The 20092-nt window shown below is 61.5% G+C and carries 19 protein-coding genes and 1 pseudogene; 5 read left to right on the forward strand and 15 right to left on the reverse strand.

Annotation, left to right across the window (positions count from 1 at the left end):
* Positions 1–44: 44 nt before the first annotated feature.
* Both FNU76_RS03365 and FNU76_RS25155 read right to left on the reverse strand, forming a co-directional pair.
* Positions 45–1427: an MFS transporter gene (locus FNU76_RS03365; protein ID WP_143856396.1), complete on the reverse strand. Its 1383-nt coding sequence runs from the start codon at positions 1425–1427 to the stop codon at positions 45–47.
* A pseudogene (locus FNU76_RS25155) lies at positions 1417–2747 on the reverse strand (diaminobutyrate--2-oxoglutarate transaminase family protein). Before FNU76_RS25155 ends, FNU76_RS03365 begins: the two are co-directional and overlap by 11 nt.
* Positions 2748–3288: 541 nt before the next feature.
* Here FNU76_RS25155 and FNU76_RS03375 point away from each other — a divergent pair.
* Positions 3289–3744 carry a hypothetical protein gene (locus FNU76_RS03375; protein ID WP_143856397.1) on the forward strand — a complete coding sequence of 152 codons (456 nt, stop codon included), beginning with the start codon at positions 3289–3291 and terminating at the stop codon, positions 3742–3744.
* 63 nt (positions 3745–3807) lie between these two features.
* Here FNU76_RS03375 and FNU76_RS03380 read toward each other — a convergent pair whose 3' ends face one another.
* From FNU76_RS03380 to FNU76_RS03430, 11 genes are all read right to left on the reverse strand, one after another.
* The gene (locus tag FNU76_RS03380) at positions 3808–5028 is read right to left on the reverse strand and encodes an MFS transporter (RefSeq protein WP_143856398.1); all 1221 of its coding nucleotides are present in this window, start codon (positions 5026–5028) and stop codon (positions 3808–3810) included.
* Positions 5029–5086: 58 nt separating this feature from the next.
* Positions 5087–6007 carry an NAD(P)-dependent oxidoreductase gene (locus FNU76_RS03385; RefSeq protein ID WP_223879208.1) on the reverse strand — a complete coding sequence of 307 codons (921 nt, stop codon included), beginning with the start codon at positions 6005–6007 and terminating at the stop codon, positions 5087–5089.
* The gene (locus FNU76_RS03390) at positions 6004–7356 is read right to left on the reverse strand and encodes an amidohydrolase family protein (protein WP_143856399.1); all 1353 of its coding nucleotides are present in this window, start codon (positions 7354–7356) and stop codon (positions 6004–6006) included. The genes FNU76_RS03385 and FNU76_RS03390 overlap by 4 nt, the downstream gene beginning before the upstream one ends.
* Entirely contained in the window at positions 7353–8612 is a 1260-nt protein-coding gene (locus FNU76_RS03395) for an ATP-grasp domain-containing protein (protein ID WP_143856400.1), read from the reverse strand. The genes FNU76_RS03390 and FNU76_RS03395 overlap by 4 nt, the downstream gene beginning before the upstream one ends.
* Before the next feature lie 48 nt (positions 8613–8660).
* A complete protein-coding gene (locus FNU76_RS03400; protein WP_143856401.1) occupies positions 8661–9575 on the reverse strand; it encodes a transketolase family protein in 915 nt (304 codons plus the stop codon).
* Positions 9572–10387 carry a transketolase gene (locus FNU76_RS03405; RefSeq protein ID WP_223879209.1) on the reverse strand — a complete coding sequence of 272 codons (816 nt, stop codon included), beginning with the start codon at positions 10385–10387 and terminating at the stop codon, positions 9572–9574. The genes FNU76_RS03400 and FNU76_RS03405 overlap by 4 nt, the downstream gene beginning before the upstream one ends.
* On the reverse strand, positions 10384–12321 hold the full coding sequence (locus FNU76_RS03410; RefSeq protein WP_143856402.1) for a M20/M25/M40 family metallo-hydrolase: 1938 nt from the start codon (positions 12319–12321) through the stop codon (positions 10384–10386). The genes FNU76_RS03405 and FNU76_RS03410 overlap by 4 nt, the downstream gene beginning before the upstream one ends.
* Positions 12318–13361: an N-acetyl-gamma-glutamyl-phosphate reductase gene (argC, locus tag FNU76_RS03415; protein ID WP_143856403.1), complete on the reverse strand. Its 1044-nt coding sequence runs from the start codon at positions 13359–13361 to the stop codon at positions 12318–12320. The genes FNU76_RS03410 and argC overlap by 4 nt, the downstream gene beginning before the upstream one ends.
* Positions 13358–14275 carry a RimK family alpha-L-glutamate ligase gene (locus tag FNU76_RS03420; protein WP_179958329.1) on the reverse strand — a complete coding sequence of 306 codons (918 nt, stop codon included), beginning with the start codon at positions 14273–14275 and terminating at the stop codon, positions 13358–13360. Before FNU76_RS03420 ends, argC begins: the two co-directional genes overlap by 4 nt.
* 1 nt (position 14276) lies before the next feature.
* Positions 14277–14447 (reverse strand): lysine biosynthesis protein LysW, encoded by a 171-nt coding sequence (locus tag FNU76_RS03425; RefSeq protein ID WP_143856405.1) that lies wholly within the window; start codon positions 14445–14447, stop codon positions 14277–14279.
* A gap of 401 nt (positions 14448–14848) precedes the next feature.
* Positions 14849–15562 (reverse strand): LuxR family transcriptional regulator, encoded by a 714-nt coding sequence (locus tag FNU76_RS03430; RefSeq protein ID WP_143856406.1) that lies wholly within the window; start codon positions 15560–15562, stop codon positions 14849–14851.
* Between the two features lie 345 nt (positions 15563–15907).
* Here FNU76_RS03430 and FNU76_RS03435 point away from each other — a divergent pair, with 345 nt between their 5' ends.
* Both FNU76_RS03435 and FNU76_RS03440 read left to right on the forward strand, forming a co-directional pair.
* On the forward strand, positions 15908–16282 hold the full coding sequence (locus FNU76_RS03435; protein ID WP_179958330.1) for a DUF4902 domain-containing protein: 375 nt from the start codon (positions 15908–15910) through the stop codon (positions 16280–16282).
* Positions 16283–16435: 153 nt separating this feature from the next.
* A complete protein-coding gene (locus FNU76_RS03440) occupies positions 16436–17050 on the forward strand; it encodes an acyl-homoserine-lactone synthase (RefSeq protein WP_143856408.1) in 615 nt (204 codons plus the stop codon).
* Here FNU76_RS03440 and FNU76_RS03445 read toward each other — a convergent pair.
* Both FNU76_RS03445 and FNU76_RS03450 read right to left on the reverse strand, forming a co-directional pair.
* Positions 17047–17700, reverse strand: a complete 654-nt coding sequence (locus FNU76_RS03445) for a DsbA family protein (RefSeq protein WP_143856409.1) — start codon at positions 17698–17700, stop codon at positions 17047–17049. The two genes, FNU76_RS03440 and FNU76_RS03445, sit on opposite strands and share 4 nt — an antisense overlap.
* 41 nt (positions 17701–17741) lie before the next feature.
* The gene (locus FNU76_RS03450) at positions 17742–18614 is read right to left on the reverse strand and encodes an MBL fold metallo-hydrolase (RefSeq protein ID WP_143856410.1); all 873 of its coding nucleotides are present in this window, start codon (positions 18612–18614) and stop codon (positions 17742–17744) included.
* Positions 18615–18723: 109 nt separating this feature from the next.
* On the opposite strand from FNU76_RS03450, the gene FNU76_RS03455 reads away from it, so the two are divergent.
* Together FNU76_RS03455 and FNU76_RS03460 are read left to right on the forward strand one after the other, a co-directional pair.
* Positions 18724–19614, forward strand: coding sequence for a LysR family transcriptional regulator (locus FNU76_RS03455; RefSeq protein WP_143856411.1), 891 nt, complete (start codon positions 18724–18726; stop codon positions 19612–19614).
* Between the two features lie 83 nt (positions 19615–19697).
* Positions 19698–20042 carry a hypothetical protein gene (locus FNU76_RS03460; RefSeq protein WP_143856412.1) on the forward strand — a complete coding sequence of 115 codons (345 nt, stop codon included), beginning with the start codon at positions 19698–19700 and terminating at the stop codon, positions 20040–20042.
* Positions 20043–20092: the final 50 nt, after the last annotated feature.

The raw sequence follows: 20092 nt of genomic DNA on the forward strand, positions 1-20092 counted from the left end.
CAAGGAGATGCCCGGGGACCGGCCCGGGCGGCGGCTTCCCCGCTTCAGCAGGCCAGCGGCTGGACCGTCAGCGGCAGCGGCGCCGAGTCGTCGGCATGGTCGGGCACCAGTTCGTCCAGGCGCCGCAAGCGCGTATGCAGCAAGGCCAGCAAGGACATCAGACAGCTACCGGCCCCGCCTGCCACGAACATGAATCCCAAGCCCCGGCCCTTGCCGGTACCGACCCAGGCACCCACCGTGTCCGCCCAGGCGCCACCTGCGGCCAAGGCCGGTTCGAATACGTGCTCGCCCAGATTGCCGCCGGCCAGCATCACCACACACATGGCCAACAGATTGAGCGCGCCCAGCAAGGCAAAAATGCTGCCCTGGCGGGCCTTGGGCGTTTTGCGCATCCACAAGGCGCCGGCACAGGCGCCGGAAGCACTACCGGCGAACAAGGCGAAGAAGGCACACAGGCACCACAGCGGCACCGAGGTGGTAAAGCCGGCCAGCAGCACAAATAGCGACAGCAAGGCATCCGCCAGCAGTACCCAGACCATCAGCCGGCGATCGACCCGCACCAGCAGCAAGAGCGCCGAACCCGCCAAACTGCCCAAGGCACCGCAAGTGAGGATCAAGCCCAGCGCATCGCTGGAGTGGGTGGACAGCACCAGCGGCGTCATCATCGCGGTGGTCAGCACCAGCAGGCTTTCCTGCAGTACGGTGTAGATCGCCAGGCCCAGCATCAGCGGCATGGCCCGGAAATAGCGGATGGCGGAGCCAAAGCTATCCAGGGTGCCGTGTACCAGGCCCAGCCTGGCAGGGACCGGCACACCGCGTATGGCATGGCTGGCCCGCGTCAAGGCGCCGAAGGCCGCCAGGGCGCCGGCGAACACCAGGATCAGCTGGATCAGCATCACCCCCTTGAGTCCGGCGGCGCCCATCACATAGCCCGCCAGCAGCGGGGCACCGATCTGCAGCAGGCTCTGGGTCAGGCCGATCAAGCCGCTGGCCTGGGTCAGCCTGTCCTTCGGTACGATCAGGCTGACCGCCGCGCGATAGGCCGGGCCGCGCACCGACGCCACGATGGCGCCGGCGGCATTGAAGAAATACAGATGCTCCACCGCCAGGCTGTCGCGGAACAACAGGGTGGCCAGCAGCACGATCAAGGCCGCCGCCGCCAAGTCGCAGCCGGCGATCACCCAGCGCCGATCGAAACGGTCGGCCAGCACGCCGGCTAGCGGAGTCATCAACAATGCCGGTGCGGCGGCCGCCAGGATGGCCTGGGAGAATTGTTCGGCCGATCCCGTGCGCTGGAAAATCCACACGCCCAGCGCAAAGCTCATCAGCGCCGCACCGATATCCAGCGCCGTTTCGCTCAACCACAGCAGCGCAAACGCCGGACGCATCAGGCGGCTGCGCGCCGGCGTCAGCGCATCAGTGGCCATGAAGCGCGCCGGCTACCTGTTTGGCCCGTACCACGGCGGTCTCGAAACGGTCGAGGATGGCGCCGATATCGCTCGGTGTAATGATCAGCGGCGGCAGGAAGCGCAGCACGGCGCCGTGGCGGCCACCGGTCTCGACCAGGAGGCCATTTTCGAACGCAGCCCGCTTGATCGCCTTCGCCAACGCGCCAGCCTGAGGCCCGCGCCCGTCCGCCGCCGGCTTGATCACTTCGACACCCACCATCAAACCGCGTCCCCGCACATCGCCCAGCTCCGGATGGCGGCCGGCGATCTGCCGCAAGCCGTCCACCAGCAGCGCACCCATGGCGGCAGCGTGTTCGTCCAGCCGATCGCGGCGCAGGATTTCCATGGTGATCTTGCCGGCCACCATGGCGATCTGGTTGCCGCGGAAGGTACCGGCGTGCATGCCTTGCGGCCACAGATCCAGCGCTTGGTCATACACCACCACCGCCAGCGGGAAGCCACCGCCCACCGCCTTGGACAGCACCAGCACATCGGGCACGATGCCCGCGCGCTGGAAGGCGAACATGGTGCCGGTGCGGGCAAAACCGGTCTGAACTTCGTCGATCACCAGAGGAATATCGTGTTCACGCGTCAACTTGCGCAAAGCGCGCAGCCACTCGTCCGACACGGGAATGCAGCCCCCTCCCCCTGCACCACCTCGACCATGACCGCGGCCGGCTTGGCAATGCCGCTTTCCGGATCGGTCAGCATATTGGTGAGGTATTGGATGGACAGCTGGTCGGTCATGCTGCCGTCGGTCCCGAACGGGCAGCGATAGCGATAGGGATAAGGCGCAAAATGGATACCGTCCACCCGCAAGCCGATACCGGTCTTGGGCGAAAGATTGCCCATCGCTGCCAGTACACCGCTGGTCATACCGTGGTAGGCGCCATGGAAGGCGATGATGGGGTGGCGGCCGGTGGCGTAGCGCGTCAGCTTCATCGCAGCCTCCATTGCATCGGAACCGCTGGGACTACAGAACTGGACCTTGGCCCGGGTGGCCCACTCGCCCGGCAGAAGACCGAACAGGGATTGCACGAAATCGAACTTTGCCGGCGTGGTCAGGTCCAGTACCTGCTGGACCTGACCCGAACCGATGAAGCGTATCAAAGCCTCGCTCACCTCGGGATGGTTATGCCCCAAGGGCAGCGCCCCCGCGCAAGCCAGGCAATCGATGATCTCGCGACCGGTCTGGTCGCGCATGCGCATGCCGGCACCGGATTCAAACACCGCTTCGAATGTGGAAGCGTAGGTGCGCGCCTTGGATTCGCGCTGTTTCACTACCTCAAACCTATCCATTGCCTTGATCCCTTGCTGACGGAGCAGATGAATTTCGGGACTGGCAATGTAGCGAACATGGTTTCGGCAACGCTTCCCCCAAATGGGGGAATTTCGTCATATATTTTGCTGCGGAGCGCAATGCCAATGCGCTAATACCGGTATCTATATGGGAGAAAATATTCGCTGCAGTGCAGCGAAAGCGGCGGAAAAGAGGATCCTTAGTGAAGCATTATGCTTAATGGGTATTGATGTGCTGCAGGATCGTCATTCAGCGGAATCAAGCCCGCGACGTGTGGCCGCCCGCTTGGCTGCGAACTTCGCTTCCACTTCGGCTGCCGAAATCAGGTTGCCAGCATTAGCCGAATCCAGACCGGTTTGAACAGGCCCTTAACCGCACCGAACCATCGCCCAAAAAACGTCCGCCAAACAGGCTTCAGCTCAAACGCTTCGACAGCCGATATATTCAGGCGGAATTCAGGCGTGGCGGACTATCATGGCGTCAACATAAGCCGAATCGGAATACGTTTTGGTGCCGTTGTTTCGTCGACTGGAGAACATCATGCCGCGCATTTCCCTCTTTGCCGCCCTGGCGCTGATTGCCAGCACCATCCCCCCCGCCGCGGCCGCCGATGTCGGTGTCTCCATCCATGTCGGCGATCCAAGCTTCTACGGCCGAATCGATATTGGTGACGTACCGCCGCCGCGTGTCATCTACACCCGCCCGGTGATCGTCGAAACCCAGACGGTACGCGTGGTGGAACAACCACTCTATCTACGCGTCCCGCCCGGTCATGCCAAGAAGTGGCGCCACTACTGCGGGCGCTATGACGCTTGCGGGCGCCAGGTCTATTTCGTGCAGGACAGTTGGTATCGCGATACCTATGTGCCGCACTATCGGCGCCAGCATGGGCATCCAGGGGATGAAGACAAGCATCGCGGCAAATCGAAAAAACACGAGGGCAAGCATAAACACGGTCACGGCCACGGCCACGGCCATGACCGCCACCACGATTGATTGCAACCAGGCCACGAAACTGCGGCGAGATCACCTCGCCGCAGCAGCCGTCAGCCCAAAACCTCAAGCCACTTCGTCAACCGTAGCCAGCCTTGCCATCGGGTTGGCTTCACGCCGCGCACTCAGCAGGCAAAAGCCGGCACAGCCCACCGCAATGGCCGCGACGATATACCAATTGAGGCCGGGCATGCCGAGATCGCGCGATAGATCGTAGAGGAGGCCGGCCATGAAGGTCCCCACCATATTGCCAAAGCTGCGGAAGAAATGCATGGCGCCCATTGCCTTGGCGAGGCGCTCGCTTGGTATGCGCTTGGCAACCCAGAGATCGAAGGAAGGCGTGAACAGAATATCGCCCAGCACCACGATAAAGCAGCCGGCAATCACATAGTGCGAGGTCAGGCCGGCCCCGAACAGTACATACGCAGCAGCCATGGCGGCGAAGGCAAACGCCATCACTTGCCCGGGTTGCAGGCGCTTATTCATATAGCGGAACACCGGAAATTGCAGCACCAGCAAGGTCAAGCCGGTGATCCAGAAGGGTGTGGACAGCGGCAAGTCCTTGACGTAGGCCTGCATATGCAAGGGCATGCCGATCAGAAAGCTGATCGACAAGAGCCAGAACACGCTGGATAGCAGAAAATACTGCCCGCCACCGCGTAATTGCAAGCCACTGAGAATCGCCAGGTTCACCAGTGGCACGGCTGGCTTGCCGGCCGCGCCGCCTTCGCTATCCAGGCGAGCCGGGATAAAGCTGTAGGCCGCCAGGCAGTAGACCATGAACAGCGCGAACACCACGGCGAACACGGTGGCCATCGCGACACCCATAAACAAGCCGCCGAGCAAGGCGCCTGAAATGGCGCCTACCTGACAAGACATCTGGAAGGACGAAAAGGCCTTGGGACGATCCGCCTCGGGAAAGGTACTCAGCACATTCTTCAGGCCGGGGAAGGAGATGCCCGCGCCAAAACCGACAAAGAAGGCCAATACGCCGTAGAAGACCACACTATCGCCGGCCTGGCCCATCAAGCCCAAGGCCACCGCTTCCATCGCAACGCCGGCAACGATACTGGCGCGGGTACCCATGCGGACGGTCACGCCTTCGTAGCAGAAAGTAGCGCTGAGCCGGCCGACATAGGTGAGGAACATCACGAAGCCCGCCCAGAAGCCGCTATGGCTAGCACCCAGGGTGGAGATCAGATGGGGAAAATAAATATAGTTGCCGATATGCGCCAAGGCGATGCCGGCATTGATACCGAGTAGGGTTCTTCTGGTTTGGGGAGACATTCACACACCTTGTCATTCGATGAGAATCGGGGAGGCTCCGGACACGTCGCGAGACGGTTCAAACGGACTTCGGCACCAGTTTCGCGCCGGTCAACCTCTCCTGCGCCTCCACCAGCGAAGTCACGTACTTCTTGCCGTAACCGAGTGCGCTGGCAACCGAGAGCGACTGATGCACCGCAGCACCAACCATCGAAGGCAGGCCCATGTTCTCCGCCATATGCAGGTAATAGCGCACATCCTTGCGGGCGTTATCCAATTCGAACCGCAGGCTGGACAACTCTCCGCCCAGCGTCTTGGCCATGGCCTGGAACAGAGGGGAATTGACCGGACCGGCCGACATCATCTCCACCAGTCTGACGGGGTCCACCCCCGCACGCTGGCCGATGGCGAAGGCCTCGGCCGTGGCGGTGCAAATGGATTGGCCGATGAAATTGTTCAGCAGCTTGACCACATGCCCCGCCCCGGGTCCGCCGACATGGAAGACATTTTCGGCGAAGCAGCGCAATAGCGGCTCCAGCCGCTGCAATACGGCCGGCTCGCAACCGACCATGATATTGAGCTTGCCGGCTTCGGCCTCTTGCGGTGTACGGCCCAAAGGCGCATCGACCAGGATGACGTCCTTGCGTGCGCAGATTTCGCGTAGCCGCGCCGTCGAGTCGGGCTCGCTGGTCGAACAATCCACCAGCACGAGGCCGGCACGGGCACCGGCCAGCAGGCCGCCTTCGCCGACAATTACCTGCTCGACCTGAGGCGAGCCGGTCACGCAGATAAAGATCACTTCCGCGCCGGCGGCCAACTCGCTCAAGGACGCCACCCGGCTCGCGCCGGCGGCCAGCAGATCGTCCACCCGCTCGGTCCCGCCCCGCACGGTCAAGCCGAGCGCATGCCCTGCCGCCAGCAGGTTCCTGGCGATCCCATGCCCCATCAGGCCGGTCGCGCCCACCATGCCCAGCCGCGCCATTTCATGACTTTGTGTCATAAGCTCACCTTCCCTCTCGTGGCGCCTGTCCGCAGCGCGCCGATGATCTCAACGATTTTCGTCCTATCCACCTGCGCGCCCCGCACATAGGTCGCGCTGGGTAGCGAGCCTGCCGCGCCATGGACGTCGGTAAACAGATTGAAGGTCGCTTCCGCCCCCACGCGGATCGGATGTAGATCAGTCTTCCGGCCGGCCATCCGGTCGAAGAAGCCGCGTCCACCCACCGTAGCCGCGGTCTGCAGCCGGTGGTTGCAACCCTCGGCCTGCTCATCGAGCAGACGTACTTCGCCGAGCAGGCTGTAGCCGTGAAACCCGCCGGTATTGCCGGAATCGGTTCCCACCAGCAGCGCACCCCGCTCCATGGCGGCAATACTGTTGCGGCGGATATTGCTCAAGGCCTGCGTGCGCGACTCCTGACAATTGCGCGCGATGCCAAACGGCTGCTCGATACCGGACACGAAGTCGATATTGGCGGCGTCCTGGGTCTGCGCAAAGCTGGGTCGGCCATATTCGTCGAGAAACTCTTCCCGCCGCAGGATCATGGGACGCAATCCGCTCAAGGTGGAGACGAACTTCGCACCAGGAATGCTTTGCCAATCCGCCTCCGACAGTTCGACGTCGCGAACGGCATGGGCGAAGTAGCGAAACCCCATGCGCCACGCCAGCATGACTTCTTCCCGGGTGGTGCAATCGAGCACGCAATCGAGGCCTTGTGCCTGCGTCGCCCGTGCCAAGCCGGCCAGCAACTCGGTCGATAAGCGCGAGAATTTCGGCACCCCGCCCGGTTGTTCCACCCCACCGGTAAACATGATCTTGAGGAAGGTCGCGCCCATGCTGCGATTGGCATGCAGGATGGTATCGAGGTCCGCCAGGCACCCCAGCATGAACACCGGCGAGGGGAATTCCGTCCCATGGCCGCCCTTGCCGTCGAGGCCGCACATGGTCGTGACGGCGTAGGCGCAATGGGCGATCTCCGGGAAGGGCAAGGCCGTCTCGTGGGCCGCCTGCCGCCAGCGCTTCTGCACCAGGGGGAAGCCGAACATATCGACGATATGGGTCACGCCGTGATACAGGTACTGCAGCGCGACGATGGCGGGATCATCCACCGAATCATCGAAGTTGGGCGGCAGCGCCATATGGGCGTGGCATTCGGTATACCCCGGCCATAGCGCCGCCGTCGCGCGCTCGGCACCCGCTTCGCCGGCCGGCTGGATGGCGGTGAAGACCCCCTCCTCCATCGTTACGTCGTAAAGCATGGCGGGATCGATATACGGCAGGGCAAGCCGCTGGAAGACCTGCTTTCCGCCGGCGGCGGACTGCCGTGCGTGATCGGATTGGACCTTGATCATCTTGCCACGCCAACCGCGATTTCCAGATCGATCAGGTCCAGTGCCGCTTCGCAGCGGCTACTGGCTTCCTCGCGGCTACTGCCGGTAAAGACCATATGCCCGACCCAGTCGAAGTTGCTCTTGGAAAGCTTGGTCACGGGCCGGCCCGGCACGCGATAGCTCAGCGCATCCTGGTAACCAGGCAGCGCCTTGAGCTTTTCCAGGTCGATGCGGGACAGCGTGCCGTCAACGGGTGAACCGAACCAGCGCACGCTGGCAACGATCTTGCCAGGGATAGGATGTTCCGGTTCTTCGCCCAATGCCTGGCGAATTACCTCCAGATAAGGATCGACACCGCTGGAGATCTTCATCAGACCGGGCACGATGCCGCCGATCAGGCGGGCATTCACTTCGCACAGCACCGGACCATCCTTGCCCAGGATGTATTCGGCGTGGATAAAGCCAAAGTCGATGCCCAGATTGCGCAAGACCGCTTCGTTCATGGCGAACAATTCGGCCTGTTGCGGATGGTCGTTCAGAAAGGTCGCGCCCATCTCGATAAAGTAGGGGAAGCCGCTCAGGCAACGGTCGGTCACGCCTAGATTGACGATACGGCCATCCTTATGGACGCATGCTTCGACCGACACCAATTCACCGGCGATGAATTCTTCGACCAGGATGTCCGGAATACGTACCACGCTGCGGCCGTAATCCACTACCTTGGACAATTCGGCCAGGTAGTCGGCCAGCTCGGTCTCATTGGTCAGGTGCAGGACATGCAGGCTGGCCGATCCGTCCGAAGGCTTGATCACACAGGGAAAACCGACCTCGCGCACCGCCGCTTCGATCAGGGCATGGTCCAGCGTCGGTACATGGGCAAAGCGGGGTTGTCGCACGCCGGTACCGGCCAGCGTCAGACGGGTGCGGTGCTTGTGCCGCGCATTCAGGGCGCCATCCACATTCATGCCGGGCAAACCCAGGGCCCGCGCCACCGAGGCGGTGTGTACGGTATGGTATTCACTGTAGGTGGTGACACCATCCACCGGCTTATCGGCATGGATGCCCTTGGCCAGTTCGACCAGGGCATCGATAAAGAAAGTATCGGCCGATTTGATCACCTGGCAGTTGGCGTGCTCGAAGGCAGCCTTCGTCAATGGCGAGACATTCAGGTAAAAATCGGGATCCGCCGAAACGAAGGTGACGTGATGGCCCAGTTGCAGTGCGTTGGCAATACCGGCAACGCCATTGGGGTTACATTCGATCATCAGGATATGCATGGGATTTCCTAGGTAAAGGTTTAAATGCTTGTTTTTTTGAATGCCGACTCAGGCCATCGCCGCCGTCAGCGTGTCTATCTTCTCCAGCAAGGCCGCCGTGGAAAATCCCAATGATTCAAGGACTTCCTCATGCGACCCGCCACTATTCGGCCATTTCTCTCCGCAATTGAAGGAATGGACCCGGCAGTCGGGCATCAGCAAGGCCAGCGCCGACCCAATGCCACCCATGGGCCTGTGCTCCTCCACCACCAAGACCGTATGGCAGCGGGCGGCGATTGCCTGGGCCGCGATCTCCAGCGCCGGCTGGTCCAACATGCAGAGGTGGGCATGCGCGAGATCGCCGCGCTGCTCGCGGGCGGCCAACACCGCCACGGTGCCCATTTCCCCGGCGGACACCAGGCACACGCCCTGGTCGGATCCGCCCTGCCAGACAATGCCGTGCGAGTCGCGTTCGCCGTCCAGGCTGGCATAGGCGCCGTTGCGGCCCAGGCGCATATAGAACGGTCCGGGCGTACCGACCATAAGCCTGACCATTTCGCGGGTTTCCTCCTCCCCGTAGGGCGCCAGGATGCGGATGCCGGGAAACGAGCGGATCACGGCGAAGTCTTCCAGGCAGTGATGGGTGGTGCCGAACCAGCCCCCGGCCACCCCGGCATAGGGTGCGACGACCTTGATATTCGCCCCCATGTAAGCCAGCGACAGCTTGATGCTCTCGGCCGACCGCAGCACAGCGAAAGGCGCGAAGGTGCTGAAAAACGGCGTATAGCCGTTCAGTGCGATGGCGGTAGCGCAATCCACGGCTGCCGCCTCGGCAATGCCCAGGTTGTAGAAGCGATCCGGAAACGCTTCCTGGAAGGGATGCTTCGCCCCACCCAGGTCGGCCTCCAGACATACGATTTCCGGGTGCTGGTGCGCAAGCCGCGTCAACTCTTCCCGGTAGGCAACTCGTCCTGCCAAGCTCATGCCATGGACTCCTTCCACTTTTGTGCCATCGCCGGCTTGAGCACGACGTAATGGCAGGCGGGATTGTTTTCGATGGCGGGAATGCCCTTGCCCTTGACGGTCTCGGCGATGATCGCGAGCGGACGGTCTCCGGTCAGGTCATGCGCGACGATGCGGGCGGACAAGGCATCGATATCGTGCCCATCCAAGGTCTCTACCCGAAAACCGAAGCTTTCGAAGCGCTTGTCCAGATTCTCCAAGGGCGAGATATCGTCCACCGCCCCATCGTTCTGGCCTCCGTTGCGGTCGATCACCACCACGAAATTGCCCAGACGCTGCGCACTCGCCAACTGGAATGCTTCCCAGCAGAGGCCTTCCTGCAATTCCCCGTCGCCCGCCACCACCAAACCACGCCGCCTATCCCCCTTCAATTTCCTGGCCAAGGCCCAGCCGACCGCGTAGGCCACGCCATGGCCCAGGCTGCCGGTGGAAAACCGGATGCCGGGAATCTTGTGGTTGGGGTGGCCTGTCAGGATGGAGCCGCGCCTGCCGTAGCCCACCGCCGGATCCTCCGGCAGCATGTCCATATGGTGCATAACGGCATAGAGTCCAGCCGCCGCATGCCCCTTGCTCAGCACCACCTCGTCGCCCTGCTCGCGGTCGCTACTGATAAAAGCCGCGATCAGGATGTCGGCGACCGATAGGCTGCCTCCCACATGGCAACCGGTCGGCGTGGCGCCGAGATCGACGATGGTTTGCCGTACTTTCTTTTGCAACTGGACGATGGCCGGGTTTGGCGCCGCCATGGCCAACTGGTCGGTATTCGCGTTCATGGCTGGGGCCTGCGACCGGTAAACCAGTTCTGGATCGCCTTATCCAGAACCTGTCTGGCCTGCTGATATTCCTCGGCGGTAATGAACTCGTGGCTGGTGTGATCCAGCGAGGAGTCGCCGGGGCCATAGGCCACCATATCCACGCCGGTCCAGGTGGTCGCCAGCGTATTCATGTCGCTGGTACCCTTCTTCACCACATAGCGCGGCTTGATGCCGTCGGCCGCGAAGGCGCGGTTGAAACTACGCGCCAACTCGCAGGTGCGGCCCGTCGTATAGCCCGGCGTGGCGCACAGGATCTCGCAGCTGACTTCGGCACCTTCCGACTCCGCCACGACCTGCAGCAAGGCCGCCAGATCAGCCTTGGGCGATAACCGGAAATTGAGTATGCCTTCGGCGAATTGCCTGGCCGGATCGCTCCAGCTCTTGGCGGAAATCAGCGCATCGATGCCTTCGGGGTCGAATTGCTCGGCACCGCTACGCAGTTTCGCCACCGTGGTCACCATCAGATCGGGCGCGGAAACGATACCCTTGCCGGCCGAGTGCGCATGCGGCACCGCGGCCAGGATGCGCAACTTCAACAGCCCGTAATAGCCCAGGGTCAAAGTATCGTAGCGGCTGGGTTCGCCAATGATCACGGCATCGGCGGGCATGGTATCGCGGATATGGAATGCGCCCTTCGACGAGGTCACCTCCTCCTCCACCGCGCCCACCACGGTCAACTTGCCATGGGCAGGCACCTCGGCGGCCAGCAGAGCTTCGACGAAATTGATCAGCGAGCCCTTCGCATCGACGATGCCGCGCGCGCAGACATGGCCGTCCTCGTTCAGGACCGGACGCCATGGGCCAGGTACGGTATCCACATGGCTGAGCATCATCAGGTGATCGACGCCCTCGCCCTTGCTGGCGACGAAGTTTCCCGCCTCGTCCATCCAGGCACGGACGCCTTGGCGCTGGCATAGCGACACCAGCCAGTTGACGAACTCGGTCTCGTCGGTGGAAACCGAATTGATCGATGCCGCTTGGGTCAGCATCTTGACGGCAGGATGCGGCGGCACCAGCGGCCAGATATGGGTACTGCCCAGCGGCTGACTTAGTGCGTGCGGCCCGACAATGCGCACATCGGCATTGCCCTGCTCGATGACGTAGTGAGCCGCGCGCATCTTTTGCTTCATACGCCCGCGCACAAAATCCAGCTCGTCGCCCGGGAAGATATCGGTCACCACCGAAGCCGGATCATCCACCTGGCGCAGAATGCCGGGCGTACCGGTGACGAAGCGCACGTGGTCCGCCTTCAAGGTCACCGCCAGGAAGGCGGCCAGCAGGTCGGCATCGGTATTGAGTATTCCGCCGGCGACGTCGGCGTCCGCCACCGGCGCGGTCAGGCAGACCACATCGTGGTTTTCCAGCAAATGCTGCAGCAGCCTGGTTTGGCAACGCAGCGGCTGGCCGACCAGATGGTCTCGCACGATGATGGACTTGCCGTCCCGGTTGACCTTGATCGGACGATTGCGGCTTGCTTCCACCAGGCCCAGACTGAATGCCGGCGCCACAAAGGCGCGCAGGCCTTGTTGCCGTAGCTGGTGGGTCACCTGTGGAATCACCGCCGTTTCATAGGCGCGTACCAGGGTTGCGATATCTTCCGCATCGGCGGTACGCACCTGGTCACCGTTGGACAGGGTATGGAACACCATGGTCCGGCCTTCAGACGCGTATTGCCGCTCGATGGCGCTGCCGCCGCCCATTACGACCAGCACGCGCCGGCCGCTGAGGCTCAGCTTGCGGATATCCTCGAAAATCACCCCGCCGGCGTCCAGGCTGGCACTGCCGACCTTGACGACGTAAAGCGGTTCGCGGGCTTTCGATGGGGCGGCCGCGGCGGTCTGCTTGGCTGCGGTTTCGAGCTGCTTGGTTTCGGTACTTGTTGCGGCGGTCATGGCCACATCCCTCCGTGAGTCAGGCCCTCGTCTTCCGAGAAGCCGTGCATTAGATTCATTGCCTGTATGCCTTGCCCCGCCGCGCCCTTGATCAGATTGTCCAGGGCGCTGATCACGGTGCAGCGGCGTCCATCCACATGGCTGGCCACCTCAACCGCGTTGGAACCGACCACCGTCTTCAGCATCGGCACATTCCAGGGGCCCTGGGCCTGCCCCAGATAGCGGACGAAGCGGGTGCCGCCGTAGGCCGAGAAAAACGCTTTGCGCACATCCAGCTCCGTGACGCCATCGCGCAGCGTCATAAAGGAAGAGACCGAAATTCCCCGCGGTCCGTCCAGGCTGCCGACCGACAAGCGCAGCGCGACTTCGCTACCCGCGTGGTCGCGCAAGGCCTGGATGATTTCCGGTTCGTGCCGATGGCCGGACAACTTGTAAGGCCGGTAGTTATGGCTGCGCTCGGCCGGATGCTCGGCGCTTTCCTTGCCGCTGCCGCTGGAACCGGTCTTGGCCTCGGCCACGATTTCGCCTTCCACCAAGCCCGCCGCAACCAGCGGATAGAGGCTGTAAAAGGTGGCCACCGCCATGCAACCGGGCAGATTGATCAGCTGGCAGTCGGCGTAGTCCTGCTGCCAGAATTCCGGTATCAGGTAGCGCGCACCTTCGGGCACGCCGTGCGCGGCGGTTTCCGGATAGTGCGTCGCCAACAAGGCCGGATCGCGCAAGCGATAATCCCCCGCTAGATTGATGATGCGCTTGGCCTTGGGACGTATCTGCGCCAATACCCGGGGCAGCACGCCGCCCGGTAGGCAGGAGAAAACGACATCCGCCTCGCGCATGGTCTCGATGGTGGAAAATCGTTTGCGCCCCGCCTCGGGAAAATGCCGCAAGGCCGGCAAGCTGCGCCCTATCGCCTGCCCTGCCCGCGCCCGCGAAGTCGCATCCAGCAATTTGACCTGGCGATGCGATTGCAACAGCCGGATCAATTCACCGCCCACAAAGCCGGCAGCGCCCAGCACCGAAACCGTGATCTGCTCGCTCATACCGCCACCGCGGAGGCTTGCACCGGTTTTGTTTCCCAGAAGTCCGGTTTGAACCTGGCCACTTCCCGTGCCGCGTAAGCCGCGATGGCCGAAGCGATATCGACACCATGAATCTGCGAAGAGCGGGCGAATTCCGGGTTCTGATTGACTTCGCACACCAGCAGATCAGGTGAGTTGCGTTGCTCGAATAAATCGAGCCCATAAATACCGGGACCAATTGCCTCGACCACGTTGACGGTCAATGCGCGCATGGCTTCGGTTATTTCACAGGGCACGACGCTGGCCCCCAAATGGGTATTGGTTTTCCAGTGATCGGTTTCGCGGCGGAATGCCACCAGGGGTTCACCATCCACCACCACGACACGAAGGTCATAACCCGGCTTATCGACAAATTCCTGAATCAGGATGGGGAAATGCTTGAACATGGCATCATGGGTCTCCCATGCGGACAGCCAGGCCTCCAGGCTTTCGCGGCTGCGAATCAAGGTGACGCCGCGCCCCCATGAGGAGGAAGAGGGTTTCAATACGAAATTGAAACCAAACTGCTCGCCATAGCGCTCGATCTCTTCACTGCAGAAGGCAATCCACGATGCCGGCGCCGGAATATCGTTCTGCCGAAAGATCAAAGCCTGGGCAATCTTGCTGCAGCAGATGCTGATTGCCTCATTGCTATTGATTGTATGTATCCCGCATGCCTTGAGCATGCGCGATACTTCCACGTTCTTGGATTGGGATAGGCAACGGAGCAGCGCAACCTGAGGTTGCGCCCGCTCGTTACCCTGCATAAGCCAACCCAGATCCCTACCGTCGACACTAATGATTACATTCAGCCCAATCGCTTCCAGCGCATTAATAATGGCCCGCTCTTCAGGCCTGATCTTCGTAAGTACGACTAGTACGGTTCCGGTTGACATATTACTCGCCCCAATCTTCCTCGATCTCGGGAGCCAAGGCCAATTTGTGCTGGCCATCCGGCATCAACAATTCATGTTCCTGTCCGCAAGCGCCACAGGCGAGAATTTCACCGGCCAATATATCGGCGGCAATACTCATCGGTTCGGAACAAACGAGGCATTCATTACTCATGATGTGTCCTTGATTTCTGATTACGATGCAGTTCGTTTCCACGGGAAGGACGTTCGGGATTGCCATCCCCGATCGGTTCCGTTAAAACGGAGCCCGACGTGTGATCGCTTTATCCAGACAATCCTTCCCGTGGCGATTTACGGCTACCCGAATCGTTCGGACGACCAAGGACACAGCCGTGCGATCGCCAAGGCGAATCACAATGGTGGATATGCTTCGATCGTCCGTAAGAAAGTCGCGCCCATCCACCGCACGGTGTTCGGTGGACAGGCTGCGCCGGTAGCGCGTCCCGGTTCGGAGCCGCAATTGAACGGCAGGCCTGGTAAGTTTGATAGCTGCCCATTCGGGCAGCTATCGTCATCCTGCCGCTATCGCCGTAGCGGGAAGGACGTTGGTCGCGCTCAGTACAGCATGCCGAGCAGAGAAGCCTTGATTGCCGCACCAGTCTTATTGGTGGCTTGCATTTTGCGCATGGCGTTGCCCAAGTGGAACTTCACCGTACGATCGTCGATGGCGAGGATCATGCCAATCTCGATGTAGGTCTTGCCCGCCGCCGTCCACTTCAGAATCTCCCGTTCGCGCGGCGTCAGCTCCTGGGTGCTTTCAGGCATCAGCTTGGGCGCCAAAAAATCCACCATGCAGCCATGGGCCGCCACGGCCAGCCACATCAGCCGCGTCTCTTTTTCATCCATTTCGGCCTGGCTGACCCGCTCGGCCGAACGCACCAGCGACAATAGCCCCACCGTGGCGTACTTGCCCCGGGTCGGCATGCACCAGCCATGGCTCAAATGGTGCAGGCGCGCCTCTTCCCAGAACTGAGGCTGCGACTGCGGATGGTCAGCCGACCAAACCATCGAGCTTGTCTGCTGCAATCCGTGGTGAACGGTCGGATCGATTGCGAAGTAATCATTGGCGATGTAGTGCTCCGCCCAACTGATCGGATAATCGGAAAACAATGAGAAGCGGGGTGCGGAAACCGGCAACGGCGCCCGCAATCCATATGAGCTATGCTCAAAACCTAACTCACGGGCGATCCCCGCGACCGATTGAAACAGCTCTTGCTCCGAACGAGCTTGAGACAAATGCGCTGTATACCGCTCACGCCAGTTTTCCATCCTCATTTCCCCGTTTATATTATCTTGCTCGTTTTTATGTGTCTTGGGGACATACTAAATACGACAGCCACACGGATGACAGTGAGGATGAGTGGAGGCATCGATCAACGAGAATCCTCGATCGATCGTCGCTGTTTTGCCCTCGACTGCGCCGCTTGGCATGCCGACTGGTTCTGTGCCAGTTGTTTTATCAGTACGTCCCATGAGTGCCCGAATGGACAGTGGGCAACTTTTTCTATGCGGCGTAGCATTGTAGTGTGCGACTGCGGCATCGCCCATTGACCACTATGCAGTGTTGCGCATAGCGTGAAGCGAATGGGTCTGGTGTTGTTTTTTGGAGTGGCCATGGCCGTCTCGGATGGATACATACGGCTGACCTTCGCCGATTTCTGCGCCCTGCGCCTGTCTCAGTGCATGGCGTGGCGTGATATGGCGCTGCTCGATGAGCTGCGTGACAGTGGTTTGCCGGTAGAGCAAGCCGGCTACTGCGAATGGAGCAGCGAGGAGACCGAAAAAAAAATCAGTCTGGGCTGGGCATGGTTTCGCCCCAACCCGGATGCTTCCCCCATGGTCGCGCCTGGCGGCATCAGCAGCAATATGATGCTCTGCAGCCACGCCGGCTACGATCTTGGCATGGCAACCACCGAGCAATTACTGATGTCCTGGCTGGCCGGCCAACCCTGGCAACTTGGTCTACCCGAGCCTCTGGCCAGTAGCTGAGGCATGACGCCGCTGGATCCAATCCACGCCCTCCTACCCGCAGCCTTCCCCATCCCAGCTTGTACAGCCTGTCAACCCGTCGGAACGGGCAGCTGTCATCTGTATCAGCTATCACTTGTAATAGTGCACCGCATCAATCCAGGTCAACGCAACATGTTAAATACAGTTACGGGAACACGTCGGGAATTGAAGCCAGAGCTGGAACAGGCATTGGCTGCCTATCGGCACAAGGTATTTGTCGAAGCGCTGGGCTGGCCCCTGCCGGCACGGGACGGATTGGAGCGTGATGCTTTCGACCGCGCGGATACGATCTACGTGGTGGCCCATGCCGACAATGGCGAAGTCTGCGGTTGCAGCAGGCTCTTACCCACCACCCGCCCCTACTTGCTGAGCGAGGTATTTCCGGACTTGATGGGCGACATCCCGCTACCGCGCTCGCCCGAGGTATGGGAGCTGTCGCGCTTCGCAGTCAGCGCTCCGACCGGTAAAAACCTCAGCAGCGCCGAATCCTGGCAAAACACCCGCGGCCTGGTCGCCAAGACCGTTGCACTTGCGGCAAGCCATGGTGCCGAACGCTTGATCGCGTTCTCCGCGGTCGGCAACGAGCGCTTGCTGCGGCGCATGGGCGTCAATGTCCACCGCGTTTCCTGTCCGCAATTGATAGACGACAAACCCGTGCTCGCCTTCTGGATAGAGATAGACCAGCAAACGCTCGGCGCCTTGGAGCTGGAGTTCACCCCCGCGGAAGCAAGGCCGCTTATCAACTAAGACCGGGAGCGAACAGAACCTTCCCTTATCAAGAAGGTTTTCCATCGCTCCGGCTTGCCGAGCCAGGGGCCGACATCGAGCAGCTTGAACGCGCCATCGTCCAACTCCAGCGCGAAGCTTGGAAATCCCCGTCCCCCAACCCTGTCCAGCAAACGGCGGCTGGCGTCGAAGTGACGCTCGGTCGCCGCCCCGCTCAAACGGGCATAGACCTCGCGAAATGCCGCCGCATCCAGGCCGAGATCAACTGCCAGCCTTACCAGCACATCCGGCTCGGCAATACGCTGGCCTTCTATGTAGTGAGCCCGCTGCAGCCTATGGATCATCGCCACGCCACGGCCGGCGATGTCCTCGCACGCCAACACGGCCGTGGTAGGCGGCGCCGAGTCCATCACCGCGCCGGTGTCGCGCAGCAAACCCTCGAAATAAGCGTCGCCGAACGGCTGTCCGGAAAGCTGGGCGATGCGCCGGTCATGCGGCAGCACGTAATCGCGCCACTGCGGCGTAATGGGACGGCGATGGTCGCCGACCATCATGCCGCCGCCGTGAAAGGCGATGCGCAGCCCGGCGACCTCGCCGGCCGCCGCCACCAGCGGCGCGGTGGCATAGCACCAGCCGCACAGCGGATCGAAGATAAAGTGCAAGGTCATCATCGTGGTCTCTTTATCCTGGGATATACCGGATACGGCCCCGTTTACTGCGGCCACTTCATCTCGCCCTTGATCACCTTGGCGCTCAGCTCCAGCGACGAGACCTCGCCCAATTCGGGATACGCCTGCTTCATCGCCGCGATCAGCGCGCCACTGTCCCTGGCTTGGCCGGCCTGCTTTTCAAAGCGATCCAGATAGGCGGCGGTGAACTTCACCGCGCCCAACCCCTTCGGTGCGGCGCCAAGAAAGTGGCCCGGCACGACCGCGGTCGGCTTGAGTGCTTCTATGCTCGCGAGCGTGGCTCGCCAATCCCGCCGCGATTGCGCGGTCTGGGTATCGGCAACCCAGACATGGTCGCCGCTATAGACGATCGCACCGCCCACCACGGTACGCAACGAGGGAATCCACACGTAGCTACGTTCCGGGCTGGGGCCATTCAGTCCCTTGATCTCCAGTGCCTGGCCTTCGAGCATCAGTTTGTCGCCTTGCAACACTTCCGGCAGCACCAGCGCCTTGGGTGCCTTGTCCTTCAGGATGGGGCCCCAGTAAGCCAGCTTGCCGTCCATCGAAGCCTTGATCGCCGCGACCGTCTGCGCGCTCGCCACGATTTTCGCAGCGGGAAAGGCGGCCCGGATAACATCAAGCCCGAAGTAATAATCCGGGTCGCCATGGCTAACATAAACGGTCGTCAGCCGCTTACCCGTTGCCTTGATACGGCTCGCCAGCGCCTCGGCATCGTTGCGTTGGAACTGCGCGTCGATCAGCACGGCATCGGACTCGCCGCTGACGATTTCCGATGCGACCGGGAACATGGACTTGGCGCCGGGGTTATATACATCGAGCGACAAGGCTGCGGCGGCAGCCGGCAGGTTGGCGAAGAAAACGAGCGCGGAAGCAAGGAGGGACGGGCGAATCATGCTGAACTTCTTTTCTGGATGGTGATGAGATGGTGCGCATAATAAGTTGCGCAAATCGAACGAAAAACCCCAGAATAATCAATTATTTGTTTCTTTATTAGATCGAATCATGGATCGCATTGTCGCCGCACAAGTCTTTATCGCCATCAACGAGCGCGGCAGCCTGATCAAAGCCGCCGAATCACTGGATATGTCCCGAGCCATGGTGACGCGCTATCTCGCGCAAATCGAGCAGTGGGCGGGCGCCCGCCTACTGCATCGAACGACCCGCAGGCTGGGCCTGACAGCCGCCGGCGAAGCCACCCTGGCAAGGTGCCGCGATATGCTGGCCATCGCCGAAGCCATTCCGGTGGTCGCCGACGCCGAGCCGGACGAACCCCACGGCATGCTACGGATAGCCTGCTCCCAGTCCTTGGGGCAAGCCTCGCTGGCAGCGGCGGTAGCCACTTATCTAAAGCGCCACCCACGCACATCCGTGGATCTTCAGATAGGCAACAGGGCGGTCGATCTGGTTGCCGAACGCATCGACCTGGCGATACGCATCACCAACCAACTCGACCCGAACGTCATCGCGCGGCCACTGGCGATATGCGAGTCGGTGGTGTGCGCGGCGCCCGCCTACCTCCAGGCCCATGGCACCCCGCAACGGCCCGAAGACCTGGCGCAGCATAACTGCCTGACCTATTCGTATTTCGGCAAGAGCCTCTGGACCTTCGAGCACGAGAACCAACCCTTGAATGTCCCGGTGAGCGGCAATCTCTCCGCCAACGACTCCGTGGTGCTCTTGCACGCCGCCATCGCCGGCACGGGCATCGCGCTGCAACCGCTTTTCTCGGCCGCGCCCCTGCTCGCCAGCGGCGAGCTGGTATCGCTATTGCCGAACTATCGGCCGCAATCGATGGGGATCCATGGTATTTACACTTCCCGACAGCAGCTCTCGGCGACTTTGCGGACAATGCTGGACTTCCTGACAGGGTGGTTCGCAGAAACCATGGGGTAACGCGGGCGATTCACCATGTAGCGCGAAAGCCGATTACAATTCAACAAAGCAACTTTGAGCCAGATCGTCTGACCAATCGCACCATGCAACCGCTGTTCCGCCACTTCCTGCTGCTGTTGATCGCCTTCTGCCTGCCTTTGGCCAGCTGGGCGGATGCGGCTGGCCCGGTGCGGCAACCTTGTTCTGCGATGGCAAGCCTACAAGCCGGCATGGCAAAGATGGACTGCTGTGCCGATGCAGCCACCATGGACAAAGCAGGCAGTCCTTGCAAGGCAGGCCAGGAATGCAAGACCGGCAGCTTCGGGCAAGCCGGCGTAAGGGCTTTGTTTATCCCCGTCCAGAACACCTCCCCCATGATCGGCACCCAAGCCGATCACTTGCCCACAGCCGCCCCTGCCGGCCTGTGGCGCCCTCCCCGCCAAGCCTGACTCCCTGAAGAACGTGCCAGCGGCCTTGCCGGCTGGCGTTCGTGCGCCTT

Source organism: Chitinimonas arctica (assembly GCF_007431345.1).
Taxonomy (GTDB): domain Bacteria; phylum Pseudomonadota; class Gammaproteobacteria; order Burkholderiales; family Chitinimonadaceae; genus Chitinimonas; species Chitinimonas arctica.